The 14,204-nt window shown below is 67.9% G+C and carries 15 protein-coding genes; 8 read left to right on the top strand and 7 right to left on the bottom strand.

The window, feature by feature from the left end; translation table 11 throughout:
- On the bottom strand, positions 1 to 645 hold a 645-nt coding region (locus tag GO615_RS06600), incomplete at its 3' end, for a glycosyltransferase (protein WP_169126245.1).
- A 94-nt stretch (positions 646 to 739) separates the two neighbouring features.
- Here GO615_RS06600 and GO615_RS06595 point away from each other — a divergent pair.
- The 4 genes from GO615_RS06595 to GO615_RS06580 all read left to right on the top strand — a co-directional run bounded on the left by GO615_RS06595 (position 740) and on the right by GO615_RS06580 (position 4,291).
- On the top strand, positions 740 to 997 hold the full coding sequence (locus GO615_RS06595) for a DUF3862 domain-containing protein (protein ID WP_169126244.1): 258 nt from the start codon (positions 740 to 742) through the stop codon (positions 995 to 997).
- 185 nt (positions 998 to 1,182) lie between these two features.
- Positions 1,183 to 2,385: a cation:proton antiporter gene (locus GO615_RS06590; protein WP_169126243.1), complete on the top strand. Its 1,203-nt coding sequence runs from the start codon at positions 1,183 to 1,185 to the stop codon at positions 2,383 to 2,385.
- Complete coding sequence (locus GO615_RS06585; RefSeq protein ID WP_169126242.1) at positions 2,382 to 3,509, top strand: YbdK family carboxylate-amine ligase; 1,128 nt, start codon at positions 2,382 to 2,384, stop codon at positions 3,507 to 3,509. Before GO615_RS06590 ends, GO615_RS06585 begins: the two co-directional genes overlap by 4 nt.
- On the top strand, positions 3,506 to 4,291 hold the full coding sequence (locus tag GO615_RS06580; RefSeq protein WP_169126241.1) for a gamma-glutamyl-gamma-aminobutyrate hydrolase family protein: 786 nt from the start codon (positions 3,506 to 3,508) through the stop codon (positions 4,289 to 4,291). Before GO615_RS06585 ends, GO615_RS06580 begins: the two co-directional genes overlap by 4 nt.
- Positions 4,292 to 4,304: 13 nt before the next feature.
- Here GO615_RS06580 and GO615_RS06575 read toward each other — a convergent pair whose 3' ends face one another.
- Positions 4,305 to 5,219 carry a DMT family transporter gene (locus GO615_RS06575; RefSeq protein ID WP_169126240.1) on the bottom strand — a complete coding sequence of 305 codons (915 nt, stop codon included), beginning with the start codon at positions 5,217 to 5,219 and terminating at the stop codon, positions 4,305 to 4,307.
- A gap of 307 nt (positions 5,220 to 5,526) precedes the next feature.
- On the opposite strand from GO615_RS06575, the gene GO615_RS06570 reads away from it, so the two are divergent.
- Complete coding sequence (locus tag GO615_RS06570) at positions 5,527 to 6,729, top strand: ammonium transporter (protein WP_169126239.1); 1,203 nt, start codon at positions 5,527 to 5,529, stop codon at positions 6,727 to 6,729.
- Between the two features lie 187 nt (positions 6,730 to 6,916).
- On the opposite strand, the gene pdxR is transcribed toward GO615_RS06570, so the two are convergent.
- A complete protein-coding gene (pdxR, locus tag GO615_RS06565; protein ID WP_169126238.1) occupies positions 6,917 to 8,359 on the bottom strand; it encodes a MocR-like pyridoxine biosynthesis transcription factor PdxR in 1,443 nt (480 codons plus the stop codon).
- Between the two features lie 95 nt (positions 8,360 to 8,454).
- Between pdxR and GO615_RS06560 the strand changes: the two genes are divergently transcribed.
- Positions 8,455 to 9,129, top strand: coding sequence for a pyridoxamine 5'-phosphate oxidase family protein (locus GO615_RS06560; protein WP_169126237.1), 675 nt, complete (start codon positions 8,455 to 8,457; stop codon positions 9,127 to 9,129).
- A 127-nt stretch (positions 9,130 to 9,256) separates the two neighbouring features.
- Here GO615_RS06560 and GO615_RS06555 read toward each other — a convergent pair whose 3' ends face one another.
- From GO615_RS06555 to acuR, 3 genes are read right to left on the bottom strand one after another with little or no spacing between them, the layout of a single operon-like run.
- Complete coding sequence (locus tag GO615_RS06555; RefSeq protein ID WP_169126236.1) at positions 9,257 to 9,853, bottom strand: peroxidase-related enzyme; 597 nt, start codon at positions 9,851 to 9,853, stop codon at positions 9,257 to 9,259.
- Positions 9,854 to 9,900: 47 nt separating this feature from the next.
- Positions 9,901 to 10,884: an acrylyl-CoA reductase (NADPH) gene (gene acuI, locus GO615_RS06550; RefSeq protein WP_169126235.1), complete on the bottom strand. Its 984-nt coding sequence runs from the start codon at positions 10,882 to 10,884 to the stop codon at positions 9,901 to 9,903.
- A gap of 47 nt (positions 10,885 to 10,931) precedes the next feature.
- Positions 10,932 to 11,570, bottom strand: a complete 639-nt coding sequence (gene acuR, locus GO615_RS06545) for an acrylate utilization transcriptional regulator AcuR (protein ID WP_169126234.1) — start codon at positions 11,568 to 11,570, stop codon at positions 10,932 to 10,934.
- A 234-nt stretch (positions 11,571 to 11,804) separates the two neighbouring features.
- On the opposite strand from acuR, the gene GO615_RS06540 reads away from it, so the two are divergent.
- On the top strand, positions 11,805 to 12,251 hold the full coding sequence (locus GO615_RS06540; RefSeq protein ID WP_211166974.1) for an SRPBCC family protein: 447 nt from the start codon (positions 11,805 to 11,807) through the stop codon (positions 12,249 to 12,251).
- A 14-nt stretch (positions 12,252 to 12,265) separates the two neighbouring features.
- Here GO615_RS06540 and GO615_RS06535 read toward each other — a convergent pair whose 3' ends face one another.
- Positions 12,266 to 13,456 (bottom strand): benzoate/H(+) symporter BenE family transporter, encoded by a 1,191-nt coding sequence (locus GO615_RS06535; protein ID WP_169126233.1) that lies wholly within the window; start codon positions 13,454 to 13,456, stop codon positions 12,266 to 12,268.
- A 108-nt stretch (positions 13,457 to 13,564) separates the two neighbouring features.
- Here GO615_RS06535 and GO615_RS06530 point away from each other — a divergent pair, with 108 nt between their 5' ends.
- On the top strand, positions 13,565 to 14,197 hold the full coding sequence (locus GO615_RS06530) for a helix-turn-helix domain-containing protein (RefSeq protein WP_169126232.1): 633 nt from the start codon (positions 13,565 to 13,567) through the stop codon (positions 14,195 to 14,197).
- Positions 14,198 to 14,204: the final 7 nt, after the last annotated feature.

The following is a 14,204-nucleotide window of genomic DNA, read 5'->3' as shown; positions in this document are numbered from 1 at the left end:
CACCCCCCATTGCCCGCGCAACGCCTCGCTACGCCGCTCCGGCGTGAAGAGCGCCGTATCCACGCCCCGCGCCACCACCTCCACCGAGCGGTAGCCGCGCTCGCGCAGCGCCTGCGCCATCGCGCGCGTCGGCACGAGGGTCAGCGCGGTGCGGTTGTGCATGCGCTTGAGCCACGCGGCGACCGGACGCTCCAACCAGGCGACGCCGTAATGCGCGCTGTAGCTGTCGAAGTTGGTATGAAAGTCCGAACTCACCGGAATACCCAGGCGCACCGACGCCGACACCGCCGACCACCCCAGCGGCCCTTCGGTCGCCACATGCACGATGTCGGGCCGCTGCCGCGACCACAGGCGGAAGAGCCGCGTGCGCGCCGGCAGGCCGAAGCGCAGCCCGTCGTACTTCGGTATCCTCATGCCGGGCGCGAGCACCTCCTCGAAGCCCGGCCCGTCCGCAGCCTGCTCGGACAGGGCCTGGCGCGGTCGCACGAGCTGCACCCGGTGCCCGCGCGCGATCAGGCCATCGACCATGCGCCCCAGCGTCATCGCCACGCCGTTGATCTCCGGCGCCCAGGTCTCGGTCACCAGTGCGATGCGCAGGCTGGGCCGCAGACAACGTTCTTCGGTCACGAAATCGACGTCTCTCATGAACCCGAACGCTAACGGCCTGAAACGAAAAAACCGTGACCGATGGATTAAGCTTCGGTTACATGGCCCACCCTGCAACCGGAAAAACAACCAGATGAAACGCTCCGCATTCCTCGGCCTCGCCACCCTCGCCCTCGCACTGGGCGCCTGCAGCAAGCTCACCGTGGAGAACTACGACAAGCTCAAGATGGGAATGAGCTATGGCGAAGTCAAACAACTGCTTGGCGCCCCCGACAAGTGCAGCGACCTGCTCGCGGTGAAGAGCTGCACCTGGGGCAACGATGCTCGCTACGTGCAGGTGAATTTCGTGTCGGACCAGGTCGTGCTGTTCACCTCGTCCAACCTGCGCTAAGGCTCGCCGCGGCGGCCGGACACCGGACCCGGCCGCCGGCGCGCGGGGAATTGGATTTGCTCAAATTTATATTTCTAAAATACCATTGAAGATCTCTATGCCTCTCCAACCTTCCGGATAAATAGCTCCCCCGCCACTGTCGGAGGGAAGTAGATAACGATACCGGCTTCGGAGGACTCCCCTCGATGGACCTGCTGATCTGGCCGGAATGGCCACTGGCGCTTGGCGCCCTCTTTCCCGTTGCGATCGCCCTCGTGGCGACCGCCCTCGTCGGCGAGGCCGGCGGACGCTTCGGCGTGCCGCGCGTGAGCGGCTATGCCCTCGCCGGTCTCGTGCTCGGCCCGCTCCTGCTGGGCTGGTTCGACACCAACGATCTGACCGGGCACCGCCTCATCGTCGACTTCACGATCGCGCTCGTGCTGTTCGAGCTCGGCATCCGCCTGGACCTGCGCTGGCTCGCCACCAACCGCTGGATCGTGGCGACCAGCGTGGGCGAGATGGCGCTCGCCTTCGCCCTCACCTTCGGCGCGCTGTGGGCCGTGGGCACGGGCGCCGGCATCGCGCTCGCCGTCGCCGCCATCGCGGTCGGCACCTCGCCGGTGATCCTCATGCACGTCACCAACGAGTTGCGCGCCTCGGGCCAGACCACCGACCGCCTGCTCGCCTTGTGCGCGCTCAACGTCGCGGTGTCGGTGATCCTGCTCAAGCTCCTCGTCGGCGCCCTGCACGGCGTGCACTCCGGCTGGCAGCTCGCGCTGCTCCATCCCCTGTACCTGCTGCTCGGCTCCGCCCTGGCGGGGGCCGTGATCGCCGTAGCCTATCTCGGCCTGCGCAAGCTCGTCGATCCGGCCTCGGAGCAAGGCCTCGCCGCGATGATCGCGCTGCTGCTCGCCGCCATCGCGCTCCTCACCGCGCTGCGCCTGCCCACCGCGCTCGCCCCGCTGTTCGCCGGCGCCCTCATCAAGTGGCGCGACCCGCGCCCCCACCTGTGGCCGCAGCAGTTCGGCAGCATCGGCGGCGTGCTCGTCATCGTCACCTTCATGCTCGCGGGTGCGGCGGTCAGCGCGGGCGAACTCCTTGCCGGCGCGGGAATCGGAATCCTCGCGATCGTCGCACGTGCCGCGGGCAAGTTCGGCGGCGCGGTCGCCTTCGGCCCGCCCAGCGGCCTCGACCTGCGCAAGAGCCTCGCCCTCGGCGTGGGCCTGATGCCGCTGTCGGTGCTTGCGCTGCTGCTGGCCGAGGACGTGCGCCTGCTGTACCCCGATTTCGGCGCCCGCCTGCTGCCCATCGTGACGGCGATGACCGTCGTGCTGGGCCTGCTCGGGCCGATCGCCACCCGGCGGGCGCTGATCCGCGTCCGCGAAACCCGCCGCGGAGACCTGTCATGAGCCTCGAAACCTTTGCCTCCTCGCGCGCCCTGTCGATGGGCGTGGAACTGGAACTGCAGCTCGTCAGCACGCACGACTACGACCTCGTCGCCTCGGCCGAGGACCTGCTGCGCGTGATGGCGCGCAAGGACGTGCCGGGCGACGTCAAGCCCGAGATGACCTGCTCGATGATCGAGGTGTCGACCGGCATCTGCAACGATTACGCCCGCGTCGCCGAAGAGCTGGAAGCGCTGCGCGCCGCCCTCACCGAGGCCGCGCGCAAGCTCAACATCGGCATCTGCGGCGGCGGCACCCATGCCTTCCAGGACTGGGGCGAGCGCCGCATCTTCGACAAGCCGCGCTTCCACTACCTCTCGGACCTGTACGGCTATCTCGCCAAGCAATTCACCGTATTCGGCCAGCACGTGCACATCGGCTGCCCCGGCCCCGATGCCGCGCTCTACCTGCTGCACGGCATGTCGCGCTACATCCCGCACCTGATCGCGCTGTCGGCCTCCTCGCCCTACGTGCAGGGCAAGGACACGGGCTTCCAGTCCGCGCGGCTCAACTCCGTGTTCGCCTTCCCGCTGTCGGGGCGCGCGCCCTTCGTCGAGACCTGGCACGACTTCGAGGCCTATTTCGCCAAGATGACGGACACCGGCGTCGTCCAGAGCATGAAGGACTTCTATTGGGACATCCGCCCCAAGCCGGAGTACGGCACGATCGAAGTCCGCGTCATGGACACGCCGCTCACCATCGGCCGCGCCGCCGCGATCGCCGCCTACATCCAGGCCATCGCCCGCTACCTGATGATCGAGCGCCCCATCCGCCTGGCCGAGGACGACTACCTCGTCTACACCTTCAACCGCTTCCAGGCTTGCCGCTTCGGCTTCGCCGGCACCTACGTCCATCCGGAAACGCACGAACATCACACGGTCGCCGAGGAGATCGAGGCGAGCTTCGCGCGCATCGAACAGCACGCCATCGAGCTCGGCTGCGACGACGCCCTCGGGGAACTGCTGCGCCAGGTGCGCGAAGGCCGCAATGACGCCGCCTGGCTGCGCGAGCGGCACACCAAGGGCGAATCGCTGCCCGAACTGGTGATGGATCAGTGCGCGCGCTGGATGGGAGGAGAAGCGATGTGAGCAGGGCGCCGCTGCGCATCGGCCTCTCGGCCCGCCTGCTGCACACGCCGCCGGCGGAACTCGGCTTTCCGGGCAAGACCCTGCAATACCTGGAACAGTCGATGGCCCACTGGATCATGTCTCACGGCGCGCTCGTCCTCATGGTGCCCACCATCGGCCAGCACCTCGGCCTGCGGCGGGCGCAGATTTCCGTGCACGACTACGTCAAGGTGCTCGACGGGCTCGTGCTACAGGGCGGCGCCGACGTCAGCCCCACCACCTACCGCCAGGATCCGCTGCGCCCCGAATGGACCGGCGACCGCATCCGCGATCTCTACGAGATCGAGCTGCTGTGGGAATTCGTCATCCAGGGCAAGCCGGTGCTGGGCGTGTGCCGCGGCGCGCAGCTCATCAACGTGGCGTGCGGCGGCACGCTGTGGCAGGACATCTCCGAGTACGTTCCCGGCGCCGGCGCGCACCGCGACGCCGACCTCTACGACAAGCACCACCACGAGATCGACTTCGTCCCCGGCGGCCATCTCGCGACGCTGTATGGCGGCACGCCCGGCGGACGCGTCAACAGCATCCACCACCAGGCGGTGCGCGACCTCGGCTCCGACCTGCGCATCGAGGCCTACTCGCGCGGCGACAACGTCGTCGAAGCGATCCGCTGGCTGGGCAACGGCTACCTGTTCGGCTGCCAGTGGCATCCGGAATTCCACGGCGGCGGGGGCGATCTGCTCGACGGCAGCCCCATCCTGCAGGACTTCCTCGACGCAGCCGAGCGCGGCCGGGGCGGCTGAGCGCAGCGGCCGCCTAGCCTTCGTCCGCAGCGGAGCGCGCCACCGAACTGCGCCCGCGGATCGCGATCGCGCTGATCGTCAGCAGCGCCAGGACGATGCACACCATGCCCACGGACTCGGTCGGGTTCGGCCGCTCGCCCAGTTCCACCCAGCCGCTCAACACCCCCACCGCCGGCACGGCCAGCGATGACAGCCCGGCCATCCCCGCGGGCAGGCGGTCGAGGATGAAGAGCCACATCAGCCATGCCAGCCCCGTCGCCAACAGCGCGTTGTAGACCAGCGCCCCGATGAAATAGGGCGTCACCTGCGGCGGCGCGGATGGCAACAGCCACGCGATCACGCACAACACCAGCGACCCCAGCAGCATCTGCCACGCCGTCAGTGATAGCAGGTCGAACTCCACATTGGCGCGCAGCCGCTTCGCCCACACCGCGCTCGCGGCCCACACCAGACCGGCGAGCACCGCCAGCAGCGGGCCCCGCGAGTCCCCGCGCAGCATCCACGGCTCGAGGATCAGCACCAGCCCCGCCAGCGCCAGACCGACGGCCATCCACTGCGAGCCGCGCACCCGCTCCCCGAGGAAGACGCGCGCCATCAGCAGCAGCCAGAACGGCATCGTATACACCAGCACTGCCGTCTTGCCCGCCCCGCCGCTCACCAGCGCCCACTGGATCAATGCCGTGAAGGCCGCGGTCTGCAACAGCCCCAGCCACAAGGTGCCCCCCAGCGCCACCGGCCGCAGCGGGCGGCGGCGCAGCGCAAGCACCGCGAACAGCGCGAGCGCGCCGAAGAAGGTGCGCATCGCGGAGAAATCGAAGGGATCGACATAGCGCATCACCTTCTTCATCACCACGTAGTTGTAGCCCCAGATGATGGAGAGGACGACCAGCACCCCCGCCGCCGCCAGCAGTTTCCGATCTCGATTCATTGGCGATTCCAGGCGCCGTGCGCCGCGCAAAGCGCAATTCTACATTCTTGTCTGCAATTCACGACCATATTGTGAACCAAATAGAACCTGCAACGCCCCAACTTGTTGCACGACCGCGCACCACACCGAAGCTGCGCACCGCCATCGCGCACCATTATCGTGCGCCGACCTGGCGCGATGCACCACCGACGGGACAACGCCGCACCGATCGTCCGCACCACAGACGCAAGACATTGAATAAACGACACATTGTTTTTCGGCACATGATTTGCTTGACCGCACCGACCACGCTACCCGGAGCACATCAATGGAGCAGTTCAAGACATCCGCGGACGTACTCTTCGTCCTTCTGGGCGCCATCATGGTGCTCGCGATGCACGCCGGCTTCGCCTTCCTCGAGGTCGGCACCGTGCGCAAGAAGAACCAGGTGAACGCCCTCGTGAAGATCCTCAGCGACTTCTCGATGTCGACGCTGGCCTACTTCGTCATCGGCTACACCCTCGCCTACGGCAACGGCTTCTTCGTGAGCGCCGAGCAGCTTGCCGCCAACTCCGGCTACGAGCTGGTCAAGTTCTTCTTCCTGCTGACCTTCGCCGCTGCGATTCCCGCCATCATCTCCGGCGGCATCGCCGAACGCGCGCGCTTCGTGCCGCAGCTGATCGCGACCTTCCTCATCGTCGGCTTCATCTACCCCTTCTTCGAAGGCATCGTGTGGAACGGCAACTTCGGCCTGCAGGATTGGCTCGAGGGCGCCTTCGGGGCGAAATTCCACGACTTCGCGGGCAGTGTCGTGGTACATGCCGTGGGCGGCTGGATCGCGCTCCCCGCCGTGCTGCTGCTCGGCGCCCGCCGCGGCCGCTACCACAAGAACGGCCAGATCTCGGCGCACCCGCCGTCGAGCATCCCCTTCCTCGCGCTGGGCGCATGGATCCTCGCGGTCGGCTGGTTCGGCTTCAACGTCATGAGCGCCCAGCGCCTCGACGCCATCAACGGTCTCGTCGCGCTCAACTCGCTGATGGCCATGATCGGCGGCACCCTCGCCGCCCTCGCAGCGGGACGCAACGACCCCGGCTTCGTACACAACGGTCCCCTCGCCGGCCTCGTCGCCGTCTGCGCCGGCTCCGACCTGATGCACCCGCTTGGTGCGCTCGTCGTCGGCTCCATCGCCGGCGTCCTTTTCGTGCAACTCTTCACCATCGCGCAGAACCGCTGGAAGATCGACGACGTCCTCGGCGTGTGGCCCCTGCACGGCCTGTGCGGTGCCTGGGGCGGCATCGCCGCCGGCATTTTCGGCAGCAAGGCACTGGGCGGCATCGGCGGCGTCAGCTTTGGCGCCCAGCTCGTCGGCACCCTCGGCGGCATCGCCATCGCGCTTGCCGGCGGCGCCATCGTCTACGGCCTCATCCGCGCCACCCTCGGCCTGCGCCTCGACCCCGAGGAGGAATTCGCCGGCGCCGACCTGTCCATCCACAAGATCTCGGCAACCGCGGAGCACGAGACGTCGTGGTGACGTCGATCCACGTAAACGAAAATGAAACAGGTCGGGGCCGAAGATAGGCTCCCGGATCGACCTTGATGAAAATGGCGCGGCCAAGGTCGCGCCATTTTCTGCGCCCGCCAAGGACGGTTCGGTTGTCGAGGCACACAGGATCGATGGGGTGACCGGGTTTATCGGCTAACGGCTCCGCTGGCGCACCTCATGGGCTTACGGCCATCTTCAAACGCCTTACGCCCTCTGCGATCATCCCTTCGTCCAGATTCCCGTACCCGAGCACCAAGCCGTTGCACCTCATCGGTGCCCTGGCGTAGCGCCCTAGCGCCCGCACCCCCAGCCCCAACTTGGCCGCACGTTCTACCACCTCGAAGTCGCACACTTCGGCCGGCAACCACATCACCAGATGCAAGCCGGCTTCGCCACCCGACAGTTCCACCCCGGGACCGAACGCATCACGTAGCGCCGCACGCAGTGCCGCCTGCCGCGCGGCATAGCGGACGCGCATGCGCTGCAGATGAGCGGTGTAATGGCCGCGCTGCATGAAGTCGGCGAGCGCACGCTGTTCGACGCCCTGTCCGGCGCGCATCGCCAGCGCGGCGGCACGGGCGAAGTCGGCGGCGATGGGTTCGGGCAGCACGAGATAGCCAAGGCGCAGGCCGGGATAGAGCGTCTTGCTGAACGTGCCGACATAGACGACGGGGGCATCCGGCCGCAGGCCGAACAGCGCGGGCGGCGCGGGGCCGGCACGGCGGAACTCGCTGTCGTAGTCGTCCTCGATGATCCAGGCGCCCGTTCGGCGCGCCCCCTCGATGAGGGCGAGGCGCCGCGGCAAGGTCATGACGCGGCCGGTCGGGTACTGGTGCGAAGGGGTGACCATGACGAGCCGCGGCGGGTAAGCGCGCCAGTCCTCCTCCGACGGAGCAAGCCCTTCGGCGTCGACCGGCACGTCATGCACCCGCAGCCCGGCCAGGCCGAAGGCGACGCGGGCGGCGAGGTAGCCCGGGTTTTCGGCCCAGACGGTGTCGCCATCGTCGCACAGCAGACGGGCGCACAGGTCCAGCGCGACCTGCGTTCCGCTGGTGATGACGATTTGGGCCGGATCCACGGGCAAGCCGCGCCCGGTCGTGAGGTGGTTGGCGAGCGCCTGGCGCAGCGCGGGATCGCCGCCGTGCGCCGCATAGCCGAGCTGGCGCCAACCGGCGTCGCGCCAGGCGCGCTCCAGGCAGGCACGCCAGCTACGGAAGGGAAAGGCGCCGAAGTCCGGCACGCCGGGAGCAAATGGCAGCGCTTCGGCCTCGCGCCCCGGTGCGGGTTGGAGTGCGGCCGCAGCGCGGGCGGAGAGTCGTAGCGGCGCGGTGGGCGCATCGGCAGTAGCCGAACGCCCCGCCGGCCGCGCGGGGAGGGCTGCCACGCGCGTGCCTTGGCGATCCGCCTCCAGGCAGCCTTCGGCGACGAGCTGCTCGTAGGCGAACAGCACGGTGTTGCGAGCGATCTTCAGCGATGCGGCCAGCCCCCGGCTCGCAGGCAGGCGCGTGCCGGGCGCAAGACGACCCGACAGGATGGCGTCGCGCAGGCGCAGGTAGAGCACGCGCTGACGCGGCAAGGTCTCCGGCAGCGGCGGGGCGAGCAGCCAGTCGAGCTCCATCGTGGCTCCATGGTTGGTTGATCGCGTGGCACTACGAAAGGTACCACCACCCCCGTAGGCTTGCGCCATCCTTCTTTTTCCGGAGCCCCGCCGTCATGTCCAAGCCTTCCGCCCCTTCCCCGCGCACCCGCGTCCGCCGCCTGCCGGAGCGCGCGCACTACGAGGCCGACGCCGTGGCAGCCATTGTCGACGCGGCGATGATCTGCACCGTCGCCTTCCAGATCGATGGCGCGGTGCACGCGATCCCCACCCTGCATTGGCGCGAAGGCGAACACTTGTACATCCACGGCGCCAAGGCGTCGCGCATGCTCAAGGCGCTCGTGCAGGGCGAGGCCTGCGTCACCATCGCGCTCGCCGACGGATTGGTGCTGGCACGCTCGGCCATGCACCACTCGATGAACTACCGTTCGGTGGTGATCTACGGCCGGTTCGAGCTCGTCACCAACCCGGAGGACAAACGGCGCAGCCTGCGCGCGTTCATCGACGGTCTCTATCCCGACCGTTGGGCAACATTGCGCCCGATCAACGACAAGGAACTCAACGCGACCAGCCTGTTGCGGATCCCCCTCGCGGAAGCATCCGCCAAAGTGCGCGACTGGGGAGTGGCGGACGACGAAGGGGACCTGAACTGGCCGGCATGGGCCGGGGTCATCCCGCTACGCACCGAGACCGGCACGCCGCACACCGAGCACGACAGCGTGCTGAGCGAGGCGCCAGCGACACGGTTCGCCGGACGGTCGAGCGTCCGTCGGGCGGGTACGGGCCAATGAGCCCGGCGCCCCAAGAAGAAAGCTGTCGCGCCGCATTGCCGTACAGCGAACCGCGGGGATAGTCCCCGCTGCCGCGCAGCGCTTCATGGCTCTGCGCGGCAGCTCGCGGCGCGACAGGGAGGCGAGTTCAAGCGCGCTCGATGGTCTGGCGACCGAGCGCGTAGAACTCGGCGTTGGGCCGCATGCTCGTCACGTTGGCGATGCGGTTGGACATGCCGAAGAAGGCCGAGATGCCCGCGATGTCCCAGATGTCGTCATCGTTGAAGCCGTGTGCCTTCAGCGCTTCGAAATCGGCCTCTCCGACGAGGTGGGCACTCTGCGAAACCTTCATGGCGAAATCCAGCATCACCTTCTGGCGCTCGGTGATGTCGGCCTTGCGGTAGTTGGTGGCGACCTGGTCGGCAATGAGCGGGTTCTTGGCGCGAATGCGCAGGATGGCGCCGTGGGCGATCACGCAATACTGGCATTGGTTCACACCGCTCGTCGCGACGACGATCATTTCGCGCTCGGCCTTGCTCAGGTTGCCGGGCTTTTCCATCAGCGCATCGTGATAGGCGAAGAAGGCCCGGAACTCGTCGGGGCGGTGGGCGAGCGTCAGGAACACGTTGGGGATGAAACCGGATTTCTCCTGGACGGCGAGGATGCGCGCGCGGATGTCTTCGGGCATGTCCTTCAGTTCGGGAACGGGAAACCGGCTTACTGCGGCCTGCTGCGCTTGGGTCATGCTGTTCTCCTTCGGATGATGAAGCGGTTTCTGCTGCTGAAGTTGGTTTAGCGATTCACGTCCACTACGATGCGGCCGCGCACTTCGCCCTTCAGAAGGCTGTCGGCGAGCGGAATGGCTTCGGCCAGGCCGACTTCGCGGCTGATCTGGCCGAGCTTGGCGACGTCCAGATCGATTCCCAGACGTTGCCAGGCCACGAGGCGCTCGGGACGCGGGCACATCACGCTATCGACGCCCGCCAGCGTGACGCCGCGCAGGATGAAGGGCGCGACGGTCGCGGGGAAATCCATGCCTGCCGCCAGGCCGCAAGCGGCGACCACGCCGCGGTACTTGGTCGTGGCGCAGACATTGGCCAGCACGTGGCTGCCAACGACATCGACGGCGCCGGCCCAGCGCTCCTTGCCCAGGGGCTTGCCGGGCGACGAGAACAGGGCGCGCTCGACGACTTCGCTTGCGCCGAGCGACTTCAGGTAGTCGGCATCCTGCGGGCGGCCGGTGGCGGCGACGACCGTGTAACCGAGCTTCGCCAGGACCGCGATGGCGACGCTGCCGACGCCACCCGCGGCACCGGTGACCAGGATCTCGCCGTCCTCGGGCCTGACGCCATGCCGCTCGAGCGCGAGTACGCACAGCATGGCGGTGTAGCCCGCGGTGCCGATTGCCATTGCCTGCTGCGGCGTAAACGCCGACGGCAAGGGCACCAGCCAGTCGCCGTTCAGGCGCGCCTTCTGCGCGAGGCCGCCCCAGTGCACCTCGCCGACGCCCCAACCGTTGAGCACGACCGGATCGCCGGTCTGGTACGCCGGATGGGTGCTTTCCTCGACCACGCCCACCAGGTCGATGCCGGGGACCATGGGGAACTTCCGCACCACCGGCCCCTTGCCGGTAATGGCCAGGCCGTCCTTGTAATTGAGCGTCGAGTGGCTGACGCGGACCGTCACGTTGCCCTCGGGCAACTGCGCTTCATCGAGTTCCTGCACGCTCGCGCGGTAACCGGACTCGTCCTTCTCGATCAGGATTCCCTCGAACATACGACTCCTCTCCCTTTAGACCGATCGTCTACAAAAACACGAAAAAATCAGCGCCGGGGCAAGCCGGCAAAGAACAGTCCGGCAAAGGTCTCGAGCGCTTGCGCGCTTCGCTCGAGCTTGGCCCGCAGGACGGCGCCCTCCCAGCCAATCCAGAAGAAGGCCGCCAGCCGGGCGGTGTCGGCGTTCTGGGCCAACTCACCGGCTTGTTGCGCCTCGACCAGGCAGGCGGCGAAGCGGGCCTGCCAATCCTCGAAGGTCTCCTTGAGCCGGGCCCGAAAGCTCTCGGGAAGCGCCCCCATTTCCTGGCCGAGGTTGCCGATCAGGCAGCCGCGACGGAATTCGTGGCGGGCCATGCCGTCCGTCGCATCGACGACGAAGGCCCGCAGACGACACAAGGGCGAGAGCGCCGCGTTGCGCAGGTGACGGTCCAGCTTGCGGGCAAAGAACTCCCCGTAGCGTTCGATCAGGTCGAGGCCGAACGCTTCCTTGCTGTCGAAATAGTGATAGAAGGACCCCTTCGGGACACCAACGCGGCCGAGAATCTCGTCGATGCCGGTGGACGTGAAGCCCTTTTCGGTGAGCACTTCCAGCCCGGCGCGCAACAGCAGCTCGCGCGTCTCGGTGAGGTCTTCGCGCTGCCTGGGGGGCCTGCCGCGGCGGCGAGGGGGCTGGTGTGCAAGGTCCATGGCTATAATTTAGACCGATCGTTTCGTTAAATCAAGATCCGCTAAGGACAGTGCATGGAACCGCCCCCGGCGCCTTGGCCAATCCACACTAGATTCACCGGAAAAGACGGACAGGGGCAAGCCGGAACGCCCTGGATTTCGCTGCGACTGTCAAACCGCCGCCCTGCCGTTCGACTATGGTGGACGGAGCGGCGACAACAGCCGCGGATCCGCCCCCCGACGAAAGGAGAGACCATGCCTACCGGTACCGTCCGCCTGCACCGCGTGCTGCGCGCAAAACCCGAGAAGATCTACCGGGCCTTCCTCGATGCGGAAGCCCTCGCCCGCTGGCTGCCGCCCAACGGCTTCACCTCCACCGTCGCCCACCTGGATGCCACGGTGGGCGGCACATTCAGGATGGCGTTCAGGAATTTCAGCACGGGCAACAGCCATTCCTTCGGCGGTAACTACCTGGAACTCGTGCCGAACGAGCGCATTCGCTACACGGACAAGTTCGACGACACCAAGCTGCCGGGCGAGATGGTGACGACCGTGTCGCTGCGCGCGGTGGCCTGCGGGGCGGAGGTGAACATCGTGCAGGAAGGCATTCCCGAGGCGATTCCGGTGGAATTCTGCTACCTCGGCTGGCAGGAATCGCTCGAGCATCTGGCGCGACTCGTCGAGCCTGAAATTCCGGACTGACGCCCCGGCGCGGCTCAGGCCGCGAGCCTTTGCGGCCGCCGCAGGGCGTGGCTCACGGCATAGCCGAAGACCAGCCCCCAGAATGCGCTGCCGATGCCGAACAGTGTGAGGCCCGACGCGGTGACGAGGAAGGTGACCACGGCCGCATCGCGTCCGCTCTCGTCGGCGAGCGCCGCGCTCAGGCTGGCGGCGATCGTGCCCATCAGCGCAAGCCCGGCGATGGCGGCGACCAAGGTCTGCGGGAAGGCGGACAGCAGGCTCGCCACCGTGGCCCCGCCGATGCCGGTGAGGAGATAGAAGCCGCCCGCCCAGATCGACGCGAGGTAGCGCCGGGCCGGATTCGGATCGGCGTCCGGGCTCATGCAGATGGCGGCCGTGATCGCGGCGAGGTTGAAGGAGAATCCGCCGAAGGGCGCGAGCACGACGCCGGTGATGCCGGTCCAGCCGAGCAGCGGCGAACCGGGCGTCGCGTAGCCGTTGGCGCGCAGCACGGCCAGGCCGGGCACGTTCTGCGAGGCGAGCGTGACGATGAACAGCGGCAGGCCGATGCCGAGGAGCGTCGCGGGCGAGAAGCTGGGCATCACGAATTCAGGGCCGGACAGTTGCCAGCGGATTTCGGCGGCGGCAATGCCGCCATTGGCCGCGGCGACGACCAGACCGGCAAGGAAGGCGAGCGGCACGGCATAACGCGGGGACCAGCGACGGGCGGCGAAGAACACGAGGATCATCGTCCCCACCAACGCGAGATCCTGACCGAGCTGCGCGAAGGCGCCAAGACCGAAGCGCAGCAGCACGCCGGCCAGCATTGCGGCGGCAATCGACGGTGGCACGTGGCGCATGATGCGCTCGAACGCGCCGCTGAAGCCGAGCACCGCCATCAAGGTAGACGCAAACAGGAAGGCGCCGATCGCTTCGCTCATCGGCACGCCGACGAGCCCCGTGGCAAGGAGCGCCGCACCCGGCGTCGACCACGCCGTGAGGATGGGCGCGCGGTAGCGCAGGGACAACGCGATGGACGTGAGGCTCATCCCCAGCCCGAGCGCCCACAGCCACGAAGCCAGCTGCGAAGGCGTGGCCCCGGCAGCGTGGGCGGCCTGGAAGACGATCGCCGCCGAGCTGGTGTAGCCGACCAGCACGGCGATCAAACCGGCCGCGAGGTGCGGAAAATGACGGGTGATGCCCGGCGCCGTGTGTGGGTTGCCCATGCTTGGCTCTATCTGCTCTAATCGGAAGATCGTGCGTTATAACGCACACCCTCAAGCCTAGCAGCGTGCGTTTTAACGCACAAGCCTGAGACGCCCAGCACGAACGACATGTCCAAGAACGGCCCCCCCTCTTCCGCCCCGGCGCCCAGCGCCACGCCCGCGCTGGCCGAGCATCTGGCCGCGACCTTGCGGCGCTTGCGCGCCGAGCGCGGCTGGAGCCTCGACCGTGCCGCGGGCGAGACCGGCGTCAGCAAGGCCATGCTCGGCCAGATCGAACGCGCCGAATCGAGCCCGACCGTGGCCACCTTGTGGCGCATCGCCTCCGGCTTCCACACCCCGCTGTCGGCCTTCATCGACGCGCCGGTGCGTCACGAAGAAGCCGCCTTCCGCTCCGCCGCCGCGTTGCGCGACCGGCCGGCGAGCGACCCGATGTGGGTCGCCCCGCTCTTCCCCTACGACGCGCACCTGGGTTTCGAGCTGCTCGAACTGACGCTTGCGCCCGGCTACGAGCGGCATTCCGAGCCCCACCTTGCCGGCGTCGTGGAGCACGTGATCGTCATCCGCGGCACGCTGGAGGTGCTCATCGAAGGCCGCTGGCACCCCCTGAAGGAAGGCGACGCGGTGCGCTTCGCCGCAGACCGGCCGCACGGCTACCGCAACCTCGGCGACGCGCCGGCCGTCTGCCACAACCTCATCTGCTACACGGGAGTCGCCGCACCGCAGCCCGCGCCCGCCGGCTGATGCCCCG

It is taken from the genome of Aromatoleum evansii (assembly GCF_012910805.1).
Taxonomy (GTDB): Bacteria; Pseudomonadota; Gammaproteobacteria; order Burkholderiales; family Rhodocyclaceae; genus Aromatoleum; species Aromatoleum evansii.
This window is presented reverse-complemented; position numbering and strand designations above follow the sequence as displayed.

What these genes read in the sequence shown, in the direction of transcription:
- GO615_RS06535 (WP_169126233.1), bottom strand. Translation starts at nt 13,456, where the DNA reads ATGGGCAACCCACACACGGCGCCGGGCATCACCCGTCATTTTCCGCAC.
- GO615_RS06560 (WP_169126237.1), top strand. Translation starts at nt 8,455, where the DNA reads ATGTCCAAGCCTTCCGCCCCTTCCCCGCGCACCCGCGTCCGCCGCCTG.
- acuI (WP_169126235.1), bottom strand. Translation starts at nt 10,884, where the DNA reads ATGTTCGAGGGAATCCTGATCGAGAAGGACGAGTCCGGTTACCGCGCG.
- pdxR (WP_169126238.1), bottom strand. Translation starts at nt 8,359, where the DNA reads ATGGAGCTCGACTGGCTGCTCGCCCCGCCGCTGCCGGAGACCTTGCCG.
- GO615_RS06585 (WP_169126242.1), top strand. Translation starts at nt 2,382, where the DNA reads ATGAGCCTCGAAACCTTTGCCTCCTCGCGCGCCCTGTCGATGGGCGTG.
- GO615_RS06595 (WP_169126244.1), top strand. Translation starts at nt 740, where the DNA reads ATGAAACGCTCCGCATTCCTCGGCCTCGCCACCCTCGCCCTCGCACTG.
- GO615_RS06530 (WP_169126232.1), top strand. Translation starts at nt 13,565, where the DNA reads ATGTCCAAGAACGGCCCCCCCTCTTCCGCCCCGGCGCCCAGCGCCACG.
- GO615_RS06555 (WP_169126236.1), bottom strand. Translation starts at nt 9,853, where the DNA reads ATGACCCAAGCGCAGCAGGCCGCAGTAAGCCGGTTTCCCGTTCCCGAA.
- GO615_RS06570 (WP_169126239.1), top strand. Translation starts at nt 5,527, where the DNA reads ATGGAGCAGTTCAAGACATCCGCGGACGTACTCTTCGTCCTTCTGGGC.
- GO615_RS06575 (WP_169126240.1), bottom strand. Translation starts at nt 5,219, where the DNA reads ATGAATCGAGATCGGAAACTGCTGGCGGCGGCGGGGGTGCTGGTCGTC.
- GO615_RS06540 (WP_211166974.1), top strand. Translation starts at nt 11,805, where the DNA reads ATGCCTACCGGTACCGTCCGCCTGCACCGCGTGCTGCGCGCAAAACCC.
- acuR (WP_169126234.1), bottom strand. Translation starts at nt 11,570, where the DNA reads ATGGACCTTGCACACCAGCCCCCTCGCCGCCGCGGCAGGCCCCCCAGG.
- GO615_RS06590 (WP_169126243.1), top strand. Translation starts at nt 1,183, where the DNA reads ATGGACCTGCTGATCTGGCCGGAATGGCCACTGGCGCTTGGCGCCCTC.